The organism is Caballeronia sp. INML3B (genome assembly GCF_023631305.1).
GTDB lineage: Bacteria > Pseudomonadota > Gammaproteobacteria > Burkholderiales > Burkholderiaceae > Caballeronia > Caballeronia turbans.
Genome location: NZ_JALQDI010000051.1, coordinates 151,752 through 165,962, shown reverse-complemented (window position 1 = coordinate 165,962; position 14,211 = coordinate 151,752). Strand labels below are relative to the sequence as shown.

Genomic DNA, 14,211 nt, shown 5'->3' with positions numbered 1-14,211 from the left:
CCCGGCCAGCGGTGCAGTAATACCGGATCGCGACGATGAGTTGTTATCGGGTGTCGCTAGCTCCGGGGCGAATCGGCAGCGGTGTTGTGTTGTCTCGTGAAGACCATTCCACGAGCGTCCTCGCACGCGCTGTCTTCTTGTGAATTTTGTTTGATCGTATTTAACGAATTTGCGGGCCAGTGCGTCCGTGCGATGCCGCACGGTCGGCCTCGATGACAGATCGTTGTTATGTGCGATATCGAGCATGTCTCGATCCGTTGCGATCATTCAAACTGACGCCATTGCTGCGAGGGGGTAGGTAACTCCTGCACCTGTTTCCATAAGTCCTTGTAAAAAGTATCCGCACTCGAAAGGCTTTTGAAAAACAACCATCGGGGTAAGCTAATTGATACTGGTCTCTTTGCTATTGATATTCATTGCGCTGTTCGTCGTTTGGAAGAAACGGCGCGGCACGATCCTGCTCGCGGCGGGCGCGGCCTTCTGGTTGCTCGGCAGTTGTCTGCCCGGGCCGCTCGTGCGTCTTGCGAACGACACGTATGCCTCGATGAAGGACCCGAGCTTCGGCTCACGCATGGCGATCGTCGTGCTCGGTGGCGGGACGTCGTACGATCGCCATGGACGTCTGGTGCCCAAGGGCGATGCGATGACGCGCATCGATCTCGCGGCTTCGCTCTACAAGCGCTGCATCGAGATGGAAAAGGCGTGCTTCGTGATCGTGAGCGGAGGCAATCCGCAGCATCACGAGCAAAGCGAAGCGCAGTTGTACGGCAGCCTGCTTCTCGACGCTGGCGTAGCGCGCAAGGATCTGATCCTCGAAGACGAGAGCCTCGACACATACGAGAACGCGCGCAACACCGAAAAAATATTGCGTTCGCGGCAATACGACACGTCGGTGCTGATCACGTCGTCGCTGCATATGCGTCGTGCAATGCTCGCGTTCGATGCGTTCGAACTGCATCCGCAGCCCGCGGTTGCCTACATCCGTCCTTCGTTGACATGGTGGCTGCCACATCGCCGAGGATGGTTCGATTCGAACAGCGCATTGCATGAGCTGGTCGGCATCGCACGTTTTTATGTGTGGCGATGGCTCGGCCTGTATTGAGACCGGCGGCGCTTGCGCGGCGAATATACTTTCGTTATTCGCCGCAGGGAGACCATCCAGTGAATCAACTGATCCGGGCCATCGCGTTCGCCGCGGACAAACATCGCAATCAGCGCCGCAAGGACGCGGAGGCGTCGCCGTATATCAATCATCCGATCGCGCTTGCGAACGTGCTCGCCAACGAAGGCGGCATAGACGACGAGCGCGTGCTGCTTGCGGCCGTTTTGCACGACACGATCGAGGATACGGCCACGTCGCACGACGAGCTCGTGCGATGGTTCGGCGCGGGAGTCGCGGACATCGTCGCTGAAGTGACGGACGACAAGTCCTTGCCGAAGGCCGAAAGAAAGCGCCTGCAGATCGAACACGCGGCGCATATCAGTCATGGCGCGCAACTCGTGAAGCTCGCGGACAAGATCTGCAATTTGCGCGACATTATCGCCATGCCGCCGTCGAACTGGGGCGAGGAAAGAAAGCGGGAATACTTCGAGTGGGCAAGGCGCGTCGTCGATGGTTTGCGCGGGGCGCACGCCGGACTCGAAGCCGCGTTCGACGAGGCGTATCGCAAAGGCGTGCCTTCAGGGCGTGCGCTGTCCTGAGCCCAGCGCCTCCGCCAGATAAGGCGCCGTGCGGCTCGCGGCATGCTTCGCGATGCGTTGCGGCGTGCCTGTCACGACGACGCGGCCGCCATCTTCGCCTGCGCCGGGACCGATATCGATGACCCAGTCGGAGAGCGCGGCAACGCGCATGTCGTGCTCCACGACGACGACCGTGTTGCCCGCATCGACGAGTCCTTGCAGTTGCGCCATCAGCCGGTCGACATCGGTGGGGTGCAGGCCTGTCGTCGGTTCATCGAGGATATAGAGCGTGTCGCCGCGATGCGCGCGCTGCAATTCGGTCGCGAGCTTGATGCGCTGCGCTTCGCCGCCCGAAAGCTCCGTCGCGGGTTGCCCGAGCCGCAGATAACCGAGGCCGATGTCGCGCAGCACGGCGAGTGCGCGCATTACGTTCGGTTCATCGGCGAAGAACTCGCATGCGGTATCGACAGTCATGCCGAGCACGTCCGCGATGTTCTTGTCGCGCCAAGTGATCTCCAGCGTCTGCGGGTTGTAACGCGAGCCGTGGCACGTGGCGCAAGAGGTGTAGACGCTCGGCAAAAATAGCAGTTCGACGCTGACGAAGCCTTCGCCTTCGCATGTCGGGCAGCGTCCCTGCGCGACGTTGAACGAGAAGCGCCCCGCGCCATAGCGGCGCTTGCGCGCGGCGGGCGTATCCGCGAACAGCTTGCGCACGTAGTCGAAGAGGCCCGTGTAAGTCGCGAGGTTCGAGCGCGGCGTGCGGCCGATCGGTTTCTGATCGACGCGCACGAGGCGGCGGATCGTCTCCATACCTTCGGCGATGCGTCCGCCAGCCGATGCGTCTGCTGGCGCGAAGAGCGGATCCTGTTCGTCTTCGTCCGCGTCGTCGAGTGCGCGTCCGAGCCGCTGAGCGATGAGCTCCGGCAGCGCCTGACTCACGAGGCTCGACTTGCCGGAACCTGAAATACCGGTGACGGTCGTGAAGGCGCCGAGCGGGAACGCGGCGTCGATGCCATGCAGGTTATTGCGCGTGACGCCCTCGAGCCGCAGCCATCCGCGCGGCTCGCGCGCAATGCGTTCGATGGTCTGTTCCGGCGCGAAGAGATGCTTGCGCGTCTGCGATGCCTCGATCGATGCAAGGCCTTCCGGCGGTCCGCTATAGAGCACATGTCCGCCTTGTTCGCCCGCAGCCGGACCGACATCGACGAGCCAGTCCGCGCGCCGCATCGTATTCAGATCGTGCTCGATGACGAAGAGCGAATTGCCCGCGGCCTTGAGACGCTGCAACGCGGCGAAGAGCGCTTCGTTGTCGGCGGGATGCAGGCCCGCGGACGGCTCGTCGAGCACGTACACGACGCCGAAGAGTTGCGATGCGAGTTGTGTCGCGAGCCGCAGGCGTTGCAGCTCGCCGGAGGAAAGCGTCGGCGTCGCGCGATCGAGCGACAGGTAGCCCAGCCCGAGATCGATCAGCGTGGCGAGCCGCTCCAGCAAGTCGGCCGCGATGCGTTCGGCGGCGGCGCGCTTCTCGTCGGAGAGATTGGCCGTGCGGCGCACGTCGGTCGCGGCCTTGTGTGCCGACCCGCCGGCGGCCACGCGCTTGGCCGTTGCCGCGATGCGGTCTTTTTTTGCGAGCGCGAGACCCGGCGCTTCGTCGTGAGAAGGCCACTCTCCGCGTGCGATGGGCGCAAGCAGATCGGCGAGACGGCTCATTGGAAGACGCGCGAACTCGGCGATGTCGAGCCCCGCGAACGTCACGGACAGCGCTTCCTTCTTGAGCCGCTTCCCGTGGCATGCGTGGCAATCGCTGCCGATCATGAAGCGCGACACGCGCTTTTTCATGAGCGCGCTTTGCGTATGCGCGAAGGTATGCAGCACGTAGCGGCGCGCGCCGGTGAAGGTGCCCTGATAGCTCGGCTCGGCGCCGCGCTTCAATGCGGCTTGCGTTTCTTTCGGCGTGAGGCCGGCATACACCGGGACGGTCGGCTGCTCTTCTGTGAAGAGAATCCAGTCGCGGTCGCTCTTCGGCAAGTCGCGCCACGGTGTATCGACGTCGTAGCCGAGCGTGACGAGAATGTCCCGCAGATTCTGGCCGTGCCACGCGGGCGGCCAGGCTGCGACGGCGCGCTCGCGGATCGTGAGCGAGTCGTCGGGCACCATCGACTTTTCCGTGACTTCGTAGACGCGCCCAAGGCCGTGACAAACGGGGCACGCGCCCTGGACCGTGTTCGGCGAGAAGTCTTCCGCGTAGAGCATCGGCTGTTTGGGCGGATAGCTGCCGGTGCGCGAATACAGCATTCGCACGAGGCTCGACAGCGTCGTCACACTTCCCACCGATGATCGGGCGTTCGGTGCCCCGCGCTGCTGCTGCAGCGCGACCGCGGGCGGCAAGCCTTCGATCGAGTCCACCTGCGGCACGCCAACCTGTTCGATGAGCCGCCGCGCATACGGCGCCACCGATTCGAAATAGCGCCGCTGCGCCTCGGCGTAAAGCGTGCCGAAAGCCAGGGACGATTTGCCGGAACCGGACACGCCGGTGAAGACGACGAGCGCATCGCGCGGCACGTCCACATCGACGTTTTTCAGGTTGTGCTCGCGTGCGCCACGAACGCGCACGAAACCTGCTCTCGATGCAGTCGCGGCATCGTCGCGATCGGCCGACTTGCGGGTGGATTTGCGGACATCCATGAATAGGTACGGTTTCCTGCTGAACGCGACGACGGAATTAATAGAGCGAGCACGCAGCATGCCAGATACCAAACGGCATTTTGCGTAACGCATCTTGCATGCGAAGTGCACGCCGACCGGCAAACAACCTGATCGAAGAGGAAGAAATGAGAAAAGCTGGATTGAGGTTTCTGGTCGCGCTGCTGGCGGGCGCGACGATGGGCGTGACGGGCGCCGCAATGGCGCAGTCCGGCGGTGGTAACGGCAATGGCGGCTCGGGCGGCGGCAACGCACATGGCGCGGCAACGGCCGGGCCGACCGTCGGCGGTGACAACACGTCCACACCCGGCAGCGCGCACCAGGGCGGCTCTCACTTCAAGCACAAGAAGAAGGCGAAGCCCGCGACGACGACGCAGTAATGCGACGATGTGAGCCGCGGACGGTGCGGGTCAGGCCGCGGCGCCTTCCACGTCGATGTCGTCGGTGCCGAGGCGAGAGAAGATGTCGCACACCGCGCGCATCTCCGCTTCGTCGCGAATGCTCACGATTACGCGCGTGACGCCGCACGCCAGGTCCGCATCGCCGCCGTCAGCGCCGAACGAAGGGAGGATGTCGTCGTTCGAAGCGTCCAGCCCGTACGGGTAGTCGTGCGTATCGACCACACCCAGATGTTCGCCGTGGCCCGCGTATTCGGCCGCGATCCATTGCGTCTGCGCGTTGTTGCTCTGTATCTGCGATGTGTGGAAATCGGCGAAGCCGCTCATGCTCGCCACGCGGACGCGATCGGCCGCGATGCCCTCCGCGCGCAAATCTTCAAGCGCTTCATCCAGCTTACGGGAGCCATGGAACGCTCCGATTACTTCACGCATCATTTGCTCGTCTCCTTGCCTGCCAAACTCGATGCCGCGCCTCAGTATCGCTGCGAAATTCGCGGATGTGAATAAGGGCGGGCACCGGCTTTTCGCCTGATCGATGAGCGAGACGCGCGAGAGGCGCAAAGCGCGTGGCGTATCGCATAGACACGCGCGGCGACGAGCCGGTGAACCGCTGTGATCGGGCTCGCGACTGCGCAAGATGATGGCGAATCCAACGGATGCGGCAATCGATTCGCGAGCCTTCTTTTATGAACGACGCCGCCCGGCGTGCGTTTGCTGCCACCGGGCTGGCACGATTGCACTTCATGCGGTACTTGAACTTTACGCCGCAACAATCGGTTTATCAACGCTTTGTTTTGTCCCTAATCGCATGATTTTGATGGGGTTTTCCATCATGGCGATTAGCGGCTGCCGGCACGCGCCGTTCGACATGGCACTGGGCGCTATTAAAGCGAGTATTGCGTCTAAATGTGCACGAGGCGAAGGCGGACAGTACCGACTGCAGTCAATAGTCATCGTACAAGCTATGGTGCGCCCTATAATGGCCAATCGAGCATACAAAGATCGGTCTTTCAATGTCCCAAGCCCTCGCGTCCGGCGCGCTTCGCCGCTCCCGCAATCTCACCGAGGAAGTCGTCGCCGAGTTGTCAGAGCGGATTCGCAGCGGCGCGCTCCGACCTGGCGACAAGCTGCCGACGGAATCGGAGATCATGGCGCAGCTCGGCGTGAGCCGCACGGTGGTTCGCGAGTCCATCTCGCGGCTGCAGGCGGCGCGCCTCGTGCAGACGCGGCATGGCATCGGCACATTCGTACTCGAAGCGGGCGATCAGGACCGTTTTCAGATCGAGGCCGCGGGCGACCTCACGGTGCGCGACGTGATGGCGATTCTCGAGCTCCGCATCAGTCTCGAAGCGGAGGCGGCCGGTCTCGCCGCCGTGCGCCGCACCGATGAAAACCTCGCGCATATGCGTCGCGCGCTCGACGAATTCGAACGGCTCATCGAAGCCGGCGAGGGCAACGCGGTCGCCGCCGACGTCGCATTTCATCTCGAACTCGCGAAAGCTACGGGTAACCGCTACTTTCACAGCATCCTGAGCCAGCTCGGCAACACCATCATCCCGCGCACGCGTGTCAATTCAGCCGCGCTCGCACACAACGATCCCGCCGGCTATCTGGATCGCGTGAATCGCGAGCACGAAGATATCTACGATGCGATCGAGCGACGCGATCCCGAGGCAGCGCGCGCGGCCATGCGCATGCATCTTTCGAACAGCCGCGAAAGGCTGCGGCGGGCGCAGGAAGCGTCGTCTAAGGCGCAGGACGGGGCTTGATTGCGGTCGTTGGTTCTCAGGCGGGGACTTCACTTGCAAAATCCCATCCGCCAACGTCATCAATCGGTATAAGTTGCGTGCTCCGCTCAAAGCAACTGACGAACAGATTCAGCGCATGAGGCAGCGACCGCAGTACGCGGTCGTTGACCAAACAGGTGATGGCGCGTACCCGAATTTGCCTCTGTCGAAAGGCTGTCCATAGCAACATCCTCCCCCGAAAGACCGACAAACGTTTGCGCCTCGCAACGCATTTCTTATGGCTTCCTTAAGTGCCCGAAGCGCAAACGGATAAGTGTCATTTCCCGCAAAGTCACGCTAAGATCAGGGATCCCAAGCTGACAGAACTGCCAGGTACGCGTCAACCAGGTGCCTGCCTCATCCGTTAGCTCATCAGGTCATCAGGTCGCCATGTCGAGCCATGCCAATCGACCTTGAGGCGGGGCATCGATTGGTCATGTAGAGCGCTGTCAGCGCCGCGCTTACATCTGGCTTGCAAGCCATGCATCTCTTTACGACAAGCCTCGTTCGAGGCTTGTTTAAATTCCCTTGCTTTTTCTTTACGAATTACCGAAAGCAGAAAGCTATTCCAATTATTACCAAATATTCCGGCTTGGCAGCCGAGGGTTGTGGAGACCAGCATTTGAAGATCTTACATAGCGAGTCCTCAAAGGGATGGGGCGGTCAGGAGATTCGCACTTTGAAGGAAATGGTCGCGTTACGGGAAAGCGGTCATACCGTCGAACTGATTTGCCCGGGCGATGCGCGTCTCGGGCAGCACTGCGCTGAACTCGGGTTCGCGGTTCATCACGCACGCATGCGCAGCGGCGGCGACATGCAATCGATGCTGCGTATCAAGGCGCTCTTGCGCCGCCGCGCATTCGACGTGCTCAACACGCATAGCGGTCACGACAGTCTCGTCGCCGGCACGGCCGGGAGGCTGGCAGGCACGCCGCTCATCGTGCGCACGCGGCATCTCGCACTGCCCATATCCTCGCTCGCGACTTATAACTGGATCCCGCATCGTGTCATCGCGGTGAGCCATTACGTGCGCCGCTATCTGATTTCAGCGGGTGTGGCGGAGAAGCGCGTCCAGACGATCTACGACGGCATCGTGAAGCCGCAGGCCGTCGCACATTCGACCTTGCGTGAGGAGCTCGGTCTCGCACCGGACGCGTTTGTCGCATGCATGGTGGCGATCATGCGCGACAAGAAAGGACATGAAGACCTGATCGCCGCGGTACGCCCGCTGATCGACACGCGTCCGAACCTGCATGTCGTAATGGCGGGCGATGGTCCACTCTTCGACAGCATCAAGAGCATCGTCGATAGCCTCGGTCTCGCAAATCGTATTCACCTGCTGGGCTTTCGCACGGACATACCGAACATCTTTCGCGGTTCCGATCTCTTCGTGCTGCCCACGCATCAGGAAGCGCTCGGCCAGGCTTTCATCGAGGCGATGGCGGCGGGCTTGCCCGTCATCGGCACACATGTAGACGGCGTGCCCGAACTCATCGAAGACAACGTGAATGGACTGCTGGTGCCGCCGCATGATCCGGTTGCATTGCGCGGTGCGATCGCACGCATGATCGACGATCCCGCCTTACGCCAGCGCCTCAGGGACGAGGGTGCGCGCATCACCGAACACGGCTTCACGGTGGGCCACATGGCGGACGAAACAGCGCACTTCTATCGACGCGCATTGCACGAGCGAGGCCATCGCAGATGAGCGCAAAGCAGGCACGGGCGGTTCCCGTGCTGATGTACCACCACGTCAGCACGTCGCCCGGCATGATCACCGTGGCGCCCGAAAACTTCGCCGCGCAAATGGACTACCTTGCGAGCGCGGGTTATCGCACAATCGGCTCGGCGCAACTCGCCGCTTTCCTGAATGGCGACGACGTGCCTGCGAAATCCATTGTCATCACCTTCGACGATGGCTATCTCGACAACTGGGTGCATGCGCATCCGGTATTGAAACGCCACGGCTTCACAGCACTATGCTTTCTCGTGAGCAGTTGGCCCGGCGAAGGCGGCGTGCGTCCGAATGCATCGAATGCTGCCGCGGCCTTGCCGCGCTTGCTCGATCATCACGCAGGTGAACGCGCAATCGAGAGCGGAAACATCGACGATGTGATTTTGCGCTGGTCCGAAATCGAAGCGATGCTAGGAGCGGGCACGTTCGAGTTTCATAGCCACACGCATACGCATGTGCGCTGGGATCGGGTTACGACATCGCCCGACGAGAAACGCGAGCGCCTTCAAAACGATCTGAGCGCTGCACGTGCCGCGTTGCGCGCGCGTCTCGGCGAAGTGTCGGATCATCTCTGCTGGCCGCAGGGCTATTACGATGACGACTACCGCGAAGTGGCGCTGAGCGCGGGCTTCAGGCACTTCTATACGTGCCACACCGGAACGAATGTCGGAGCAAACCCGCTGGATCGCAACGCATTCAGCGATGCGGAACGTACGATCAAACGGCTGGAAGTGCGCGACCGTCCCGCCTCGTGGCTCGCGTCGCGCTTGTGGGTGCATACGCGGCCCGCGATCAGCCGCGCCTATCTGAAGATCAAGCGCTGATTCAAGTTCGGTGCGCGCGCACGAAAGCGGCGATCGCATCGTTCACTTCATCGGTCGCATCGCGATGTGGCGAATGCCGGCATTGCGTCAGCTTGACGAGTTGCGCGTGATCGACAGCCGCCTTGATCTTGTCGAGCTGCAGCATCGATGCATATTCGTCGTCATAGCCTTGAATGGCGAGCAAGGGCCGCCTGATCGACGATATCTCTTCAGTGATGTCCCAATGCAGAAACGCCGGATTCAGCCACGCATCGTTCCAGCCGTAAAAGGCTGAATCCACATCTTCGTGATAAGCCTGCAGCTTGTCTCTGAACGACGTCGTTTCATAGGTTATGCGCGCCTTTTCGATGCCATCAGCCGTCATTGGTTCCACGAACACATGCGGCGCCATGACGGCAAGGCCGGCAAGGGCTTCGGGAAACGCGCCCGCATAAAGCAGGGCGATCGTGGCGCCGTCGCTATGCCCGATCAGCCACATGCGCGAGCGTTCTTCAGCGCCAATGCCGAGTGCATCGAGCAATGCAGGCAGTACCTCGTGCGCCTGCAGATGAAGAAACTCGACCGGCCATCGCTCGCCGGGCTGGCGTGGCGTCGAGCGCCCATAACCTGGCCTCGAATAAACGAGGCCCCGGCAATTCAGACGATCGCAAAGCATCTGCGGCCAGCCCTTCCATAACGAGACGGAGCCCAGGCCTTCGTGCAGGAACAACGCGATGGGCGTATCCGCGCGTTCTGGGTTCAACCACTGATATTCGATGCGCACCGGATGAGCGCCGCCGTTCAATTCGATGAAACGCGTCGTGTCGATGCTTGCTGCTGGGTCGGTCATGTGTTTGCGATAGCTGAACCTGGAGGGCTCAAGGTTATCAGACAACCGCGCCGCTCCATGGCGCAGATAACCCAACCGCCGCATGCATCATTTGCGTGCATAACGTCATATTTTTTTCTCTGGACGCCGCTGAACTTTTTCTGCGAAAGTAATTCGTAAGGAACTCGCTGCACTGCAATGCAGATGTGGCCCCTTTTTGATTCTTTTGCGTCGGCATCGTTAGACGCGCTTGTTCTGGAGAGAAATGCATGAATCGACCGAAACGAATGCTATTGGAAAACATTGCGTGGGCACGCGAGACCGCGCATGCCGATGCGCAGTTCTTTCCGCGTCTCGCGCAGGGACAAAGCCCGAAGGTGTTGTGGCTCGGCTGCGCGGATAGCCGCGTGCCCGCTGAAACGGTGACGAATGCCAATCCCGGCGATCTCTTCGTTCATCGCAATATCGCCAACCTCTTCTCGCCTTCCGATGACAACACAATGAGCGTGCTGGAATATGCGGTGCGCGTGCTGAAAGTCGATCACGTGATCGTATGCGGCCATTACGGATGCGGCGGTGTACGCGCCTCGCTTCTACCGCAATCGAGCGACTTGCCGCACGTGAATCGCCGGATCGCGCCGCTGTGCGCATTGGGGCAACGGCATCGACACGAGCTCGATGCATTCTCCGAACTCGATGCGCGCGCGAACCGTCTCGCCGAACTGAACGTGCTCGAACAAGTGCGTCTTTTGCGGCAACACGCAATCGTTTGCGAGCGCGACGAGCCGCCGCTCGTTCACGGCTGGATCTTCGGCCTTCATGACGGCCTCATCAAGGTTCTCGCTTCCGGCTACGCCGATGAGGGGGAAACGCAGCACGCTGCGCGCGCGCAGGTCGCATCGTTGCAAGCCGCTTAAGCCCGCTTTCCTGAATCGATCACCCGAAGATGCGATGTCGCTTTCGCGACTTTCGCAGGCCCCAACTCGTTCGAAGAAAAACTATGAACTCTGGTAACCGTATCGCCACTTTCCCGCGTGACATGTTCGCGGGCACTGTCGTCTTCCTGGTCGCGATGCCGCTGTGCCTCGGCATCGCCAATGCATCGGGTGTCGAGCCATTCGCCGGGCTCCTGTCGGGCATCATCGGCGGACTAGTCGTCGCGTTGCTGAGCGGCTCGCAACTGAGCGTGAGCGGTCCGGCAGCGGGCCTGATCGTGATTGTCGTCGATGGCATCGCCGGGCTCGGAAGCTTCTCAGCGTTCCTGCTTGCCGTGCTGCTCTCGGGCGCGATCCAGTTCGGCTTCGGCATGTTGAAGGCGGGGCGCTTCGCAGCCTATGTGCCGTCGTCGGTGATCAAGGGCATGCTCGCCGCGATCGGTCTTCTGCTCGTCATCAAGCAGATTCCCCTTGCCGCGGGCTTCGCCAATGGAGGCGCCCCGGCCGCGAGCGGACCCGGCGTGCTCGGTACGCCGTTCGGACCGATATCGGCGGCGGCGTGCATCGTGGCCGTCGTATCGCTTGCGATGCTCGCAGGCTGGGAAACGCGCGCAATGCGCCGCTTTGCGCTCGTGCGCGCCGTGCCCGCGCCGCTCGCGGTGGTCGCGTTCGGCATCGGCGCGACCTTGTTGCTCGACCTGTTCGCGCCGGGCTTCGCACCGCCCGCGCAACATCGCGTCGCGCTGCCGTCGCTCGAATCGTTCGCTGCATTCACGAATGCGCTCGAATTGCCGAACTTCTCTCAGTTCGTGAATCCCGATGTGTGGCGGCTCGCCTTCACGCTCGCCATCGTCGCGAGTCTCGAAACGCTGTTGAGCCTCGAAGCCGTCGAGCAACTCGACCCGAAGAAGCGCGCGGCACATCCCGATCGTGAGCTGAAAGCGCAAGGCATCGGCAACATGATGGCCGGTGCGATTGGCGCACTGCCGATCACCTCGGTCATCGTGCGCAGCTCGGCGAACGTGCATGCGGGTGCGCAGAGCCGCTGGTCATCGTTCGTGCATGGCGCGCTGCTGCTCGCGAGTGTGTTCGCGCTGACGAGCGTAATCAACCTGATTCCGCTTGCCTGCCTCGCGGCCATCCTGATCTTCACCGGTTTGAAGCTCGCCAAGCCTTCGTTGTTCGCGGCCATCGCGAAACAGGGCATCGAACGCTTCGCGCCGTTCATCGTGACGATTGCGGGCGTGTTGCTGACCGACTTGCTGATGGGCATCCTGCTCGGCATCGGGTGCAGTCTTCTGCTTGCGATCCGCGCGAATCTCAAGCGCCCGATTACGATGACGCAACACGACGATCATTATCTGGTGTCGTTCCGTAAGGACGTTTCGTTTCTCGGCAAGGTCACATTGAAGCATCTTCTGCGCACCATCCCCGATGGCGCGACGGTGATCTTCGATGCATCACGCGCGGACTATGTCGACCCGGACGTACGCGAGGAGATCGATCAGTTCACGGCGGCCGCGGCTTCGCGAGGCATGCATGTCGAATGCAGGAAATTGCCGCCTGCCGGATCGCAAACGGGCATGTCCGCGCTGCGCGGCAGATGGTCCGGTTTGAACAGACAAGGCATGACTTCCGAGTAAGCGATCAACCCGGCGTCGATGGCGTCAGGTGCGCGTACACATCGTGCGCCGGCTCGAGCATCACGTTGTGATCGCTGCAGTAGAACACGTTCACTGGACCGTCTTGATACAGCCTGAACGCGGTGGTGTTCGTGCTCGTCGGCGCGACGTTGATCGCAGGCAATCCCGCTTCCGTGCTGGACGTAAGGGCTGCGTCTAGCACTTCATCCTGCGTTTGCGCTCGATCGCACAAATACGCATCCATTGCAATCCATTGCTGTTCGTCCATTGCCTCTCCCTTTTCTCTGCGGTGATCGCACCAGGAAACGATGCGACAAGGCGATAAACGATTTAGATAGGCACTCGAACGATGTTGGGCGATGCTCGGCGCAGTTCATGCCCGAGTTGATCGACAGTCAATCTGATCGCATCGATCAGCGCCCGTGCCGCCGGCGATGGCGTGCCGCCCGCGCGCATCGTAAGGCCGATTTCCCGCCGCGTGTTGTGCAGGGGAATGTCCATCACGACAAGCTGGCCTGATTCGCATTCGTAGTGCAATTGCTGTGCCGACACGGCCGCGAGCATGTCCGTATGCATCAAGAGGCCGCGGATGACAGCGAGATCGGCAGTCTCGACGGTCGGCATCGGAGGCTTGAGTTTCCCGCGTTTGAACTGCGCCTCGAACATGCCCCGCGCGGGCGCCTGACTGCGCGGCAAGATCCATTGCGCGGCAATCAGATCCTTGAGCGTCAAACCGCTCACACTCGCGAGCGGATGCCCGCGACGCGCGAGCACGACGATGTCTTCCGACATCATGCGCTCATTCACGAGACCGCTCGACGCATCGTTCTGACGCAGTGCACCCAGCACGAAGTCGATATCGCCCGCGCGCAGTCCCGCGACTAGCGTTTCATAAGCGCTCTCGTCGGTCACGACGCGCACGCCCGGATATTGCGCGGCCACGCGCGCGATAGCACCCGGCAGGATCAACGTTCTGCCGAGCGGCAGCGCGCCGACCGTGACATAGCCCTGAATCGTGCCCCGCAAAGCCGCGAGATCATCGGGGATATGGCGCAGTTCGTTTAGCGCGCGGCGCACGTGCAGCACGAAGGTTTCGCCTTCGCTCGTGAGCAGCAGTCCGCGCGGGCTGCGATAGAACAGTTGCATGCCCGAGCCCGTTTCCATGATGCGGATCGCGCTGCTGACAGCCGGCTGACTGAGGCCCAATGTCTGCGCCGCGCTCGGCATATGCCGATGGCGCGCTAGCGCGGAGAACAATTGCAACCGCCGCGTGTTGAGCAGAAAGGCGGGAAGCGTGCCTCCGGGCGCGGTTCGGCGGCGCGATTGACGCGTCGCGCACCATTGCGCCAGCTCTTCCAGTTCCGCGAAGATGCGCTGGCAGCGCAACAGCACGGCGCGTCCCGCGGGCGTCGGCAGCATGCCCGACGGACGGCGCTCCAGCAACGTCTCGCCGACCGCCGCCTCGAGTTCCTGCAGGGAACGCGTGACTGCCGATTGGGCGCGGAACAGCGCGGCGGCGGCACGCGTGGCGCTGCCCATCTGCGCAACGAGACGGAACGCGCGCAAATAGGCGAGGTTGAGCAGTTCACGATCGTTCATGGCGAAAGGCGAATGAGCATCCCATCAGTTTGATTTATCGCATCGTAACCTCTTTCGATGCGCACGCTCACCTTCCGCTAATTGTCGGCGCCGATCACA

The 14,211-nt window shown here is 61.8% G+C and carries 12 protein-coding genes and 1 pseudogene; 8 read left to right on the top strand and 5 right to left on the bottom strand.

The features are described 5' to 3' along the window. Positions 1-400 precede the first annotated feature (400 nt). Together NCS58_RS23530 and NCS58_RS23525 are read left to right on the top strand one after the other, a co-directional pair. Positions 401-1,102: a YdcF family protein gene (locus NCS58_RS23530; RefSeq protein WP_250477692.1), complete on the top strand. Its 702-nt coding sequence runs from the start codon at positions 401-403 to the stop codon at positions 1,100-1,102. A gap of 59 nt (positions 1,103-1,161) precedes the next feature. Next, complete coding sequence (locus tag NCS58_RS23525) at positions 1,162-1,701, top strand: HD domain-containing protein (protein WP_061117162.1); 540 nt, start codon at positions 1,162-1,164, stop codon at positions 1,699-1,701. Here NCS58_RS23525 and NCS58_RS23520 read toward each other — a convergent pair. Then, positions 1,681-4,365 (bottom strand): excinuclease ABC subunit UvrA, encoded by a 2,685-nt coding sequence (locus NCS58_RS23520; protein WP_061117161.1) that lies wholly within the window; start codon positions 4,363-4,365, stop codon positions 1,681-1,683. The two genes, NCS58_RS23525 and NCS58_RS23520, sit on opposite strands and share 21 nt — an antisense overlap. 146 nt (positions 4,366-4,511) lie before the next feature. Here NCS58_RS23520 and NCS58_RS23515 point away from each other — a divergent pair, with 146 nt between their 5' ends. Next, positions 4,512-4,763: a hypothetical protein gene (locus NCS58_RS23515; RefSeq protein ID WP_061117279.1), complete on the top strand. Its 252-nt coding sequence runs from the start codon at positions 4,512-4,514 to the stop codon at positions 4,761-4,763. A 30-nt stretch (positions 4,764-4,793) separates the two neighbouring features. On the opposite strand, the gene NCS58_RS23510 is transcribed toward NCS58_RS23515, so the two are convergent. Further along, the gene (locus tag NCS58_RS23510; RefSeq protein ID WP_061117278.1) at positions 4,794-5,216 is read right to left on the bottom strand and encodes a hypothetical protein; all 423 of its coding nucleotides are present in this window, start codon (positions 5,214-5,216) and stop codon (positions 4,794-4,796) included. A 578-nt stretch (positions 5,217-5,794) separates the two neighbouring features. On the opposite strand from NCS58_RS23510, the gene NCS58_RS23505 reads away from it, so the two are divergent. The 3 genes from NCS58_RS23505 to NCS58_RS23495 all read left to right on the top strand — a co-directional run bounded on the left by NCS58_RS23505 (position 5,795) and on the right by NCS58_RS23495 (position 9,127). Next, positions 5,795-6,550 carry a FadR/GntR family transcriptional regulator gene (locus NCS58_RS23505; RefSeq protein ID WP_061117160.1) on the top strand — a complete coding sequence of 252 codons (756 nt, stop codon included), beginning with the start codon at positions 5,795-5,797 and terminating at the stop codon, positions 6,548-6,550. 640 nt (positions 6,551-7,190) lie between these two features. Then, a complete protein-coding gene (locus tag NCS58_RS23500; RefSeq protein ID WP_061117159.1) occupies positions 7,191-8,276 on the top strand; it encodes a glycosyltransferase in 1,086 nt (361 codons plus the stop codon). Beyond that, positions 8,273-9,127 carry a polysaccharide deacetylase family protein gene (locus NCS58_RS23495; protein ID WP_061117158.1) on the top strand — a complete coding sequence of 285 codons (855 nt, stop codon included), beginning with the start codon at positions 8,273-8,275 and terminating at the stop codon, positions 9,125-9,127. The genes NCS58_RS23500 and NCS58_RS23495 overlap by 4 nt, the downstream gene beginning before the upstream one ends. A gap of 1 nt (position 9,128) precedes the next feature. Here NCS58_RS23495 and NCS58_RS23490 read toward each other — a convergent pair whose 3' ends face one another. Beyond that, entirely contained in the window at positions 9,129-9,956 is an 828-nt protein-coding gene (locus NCS58_RS23490) for an alpha/beta fold hydrolase (RefSeq protein WP_061117157.1), read from the bottom strand. Between the two features lie 248 nt (positions 9,957-10,204). Between NCS58_RS23490 and NCS58_RS23485 the strand changes: the two genes are divergently transcribed. Together NCS58_RS23485 and NCS58_RS23480 are read left to right on the top strand one after the other, a co-directional pair. Then, a complete protein-coding gene (locus NCS58_RS23485) occupies positions 10,205-10,852 on the top strand; it encodes a carbonic anhydrase (protein WP_061117156.1) in 648 nt (215 codons plus the stop codon). A gap of 83 nt (positions 10,853-10,935) precedes the next feature. Further along, positions 10,936-12,513, top strand: a complete 1,578-nt coding sequence (locus tag NCS58_RS23480; protein ID WP_061117155.1) for a SulP family inorganic anion transporter — start codon at positions 10,936-10,938, stop codon at positions 12,511-12,513. A 4-nt stretch (positions 12,514-12,517) separates the two neighbouring features. On the opposite strand, the pseudogene NCS58_RS23475 reads toward NCS58_RS23480, so the two are convergent. Beyond that, a pseudogene (locus NCS58_RS23475) lies at positions 12,518-12,649 on the bottom strand (anti-sigma factor); the annotation flags it as partial. Positions 12,650-12,843: 194 nt separating this feature from the next. After that, a complete protein-coding gene (locus NCS58_RS23470; RefSeq protein ID WP_061117153.1) occupies positions 12,844-14,112 on the bottom strand; it encodes a LysR family transcriptional regulator in 1,269 nt (422 codons plus the stop codon). Between the last annotated feature and the right edge of the window lie 99 nt (positions 14,113-14,211).

What these genes read in the sequence shown, in the direction of transcription:
- NCS58_RS23520 (WP_061117161.1), bottom strand. Translation starts at nt 4,365, where the DNA reads ATGGATGTCCGCAAATCCACCCGCAAGTCGGCCGATCGCGACGATGCC.
- NCS58_RS23515 (WP_061117279.1), top strand. Translation starts at nt 4,512, where the DNA reads ATGAGAAAAGCTGGATTGAGGTTTCTGGTCGCGCTGCTGGCGGGCGCG.
- NCS58_RS23510 (WP_061117278.1), bottom strand. Translation starts at nt 5,216, where the DNA reads ATGATGCGTGAAGTAATCGGAGCGTTCCATGGCTCCCGTAAGCTGGAT.
- NCS58_RS23505 (WP_061117160.1), top strand. Translation starts at nt 5,795, where the DNA reads ATGTCCCAAGCCCTCGCGTCCGGCGCGCTTCGCCGCTCCCGCAATCTC.
- NCS58_RS23495 (WP_061117158.1), top strand. Translation starts at nt 8,273, where the DNA reads ATGAGCGCAAAGCAGGCACGGGCGGTTCCCGTGCTGATGTACCACCAC.
- NCS58_RS23490 (WP_061117157.1), bottom strand. Translation starts at nt 9,956, where the DNA reads ATGACCGACCCAGCAGCAAGCATCGACACGACGCGTTTCATCGAATTG.
- NCS58_RS23485 (WP_061117156.1), top strand. Translation starts at nt 10,205, where the DNA reads ATGAATCGACCGAAACGAATGCTATTGGAAAACATTGCGTGGGCACGC.
- NCS58_RS23480 (WP_061117155.1), top strand. Translation starts at nt 10,936, where the DNA reads ATGAACTCTGGTAACCGTATCGCCACTTTCCCGCGTGACATGTTCGCG.
- NCS58_RS23470 (WP_061117153.1), bottom strand. Translation starts at nt 14,112, where the DNA reads ATGAACGATCGTGAACTGCTCAACCTCGCCTATTTGCGCGCGTTCCGT.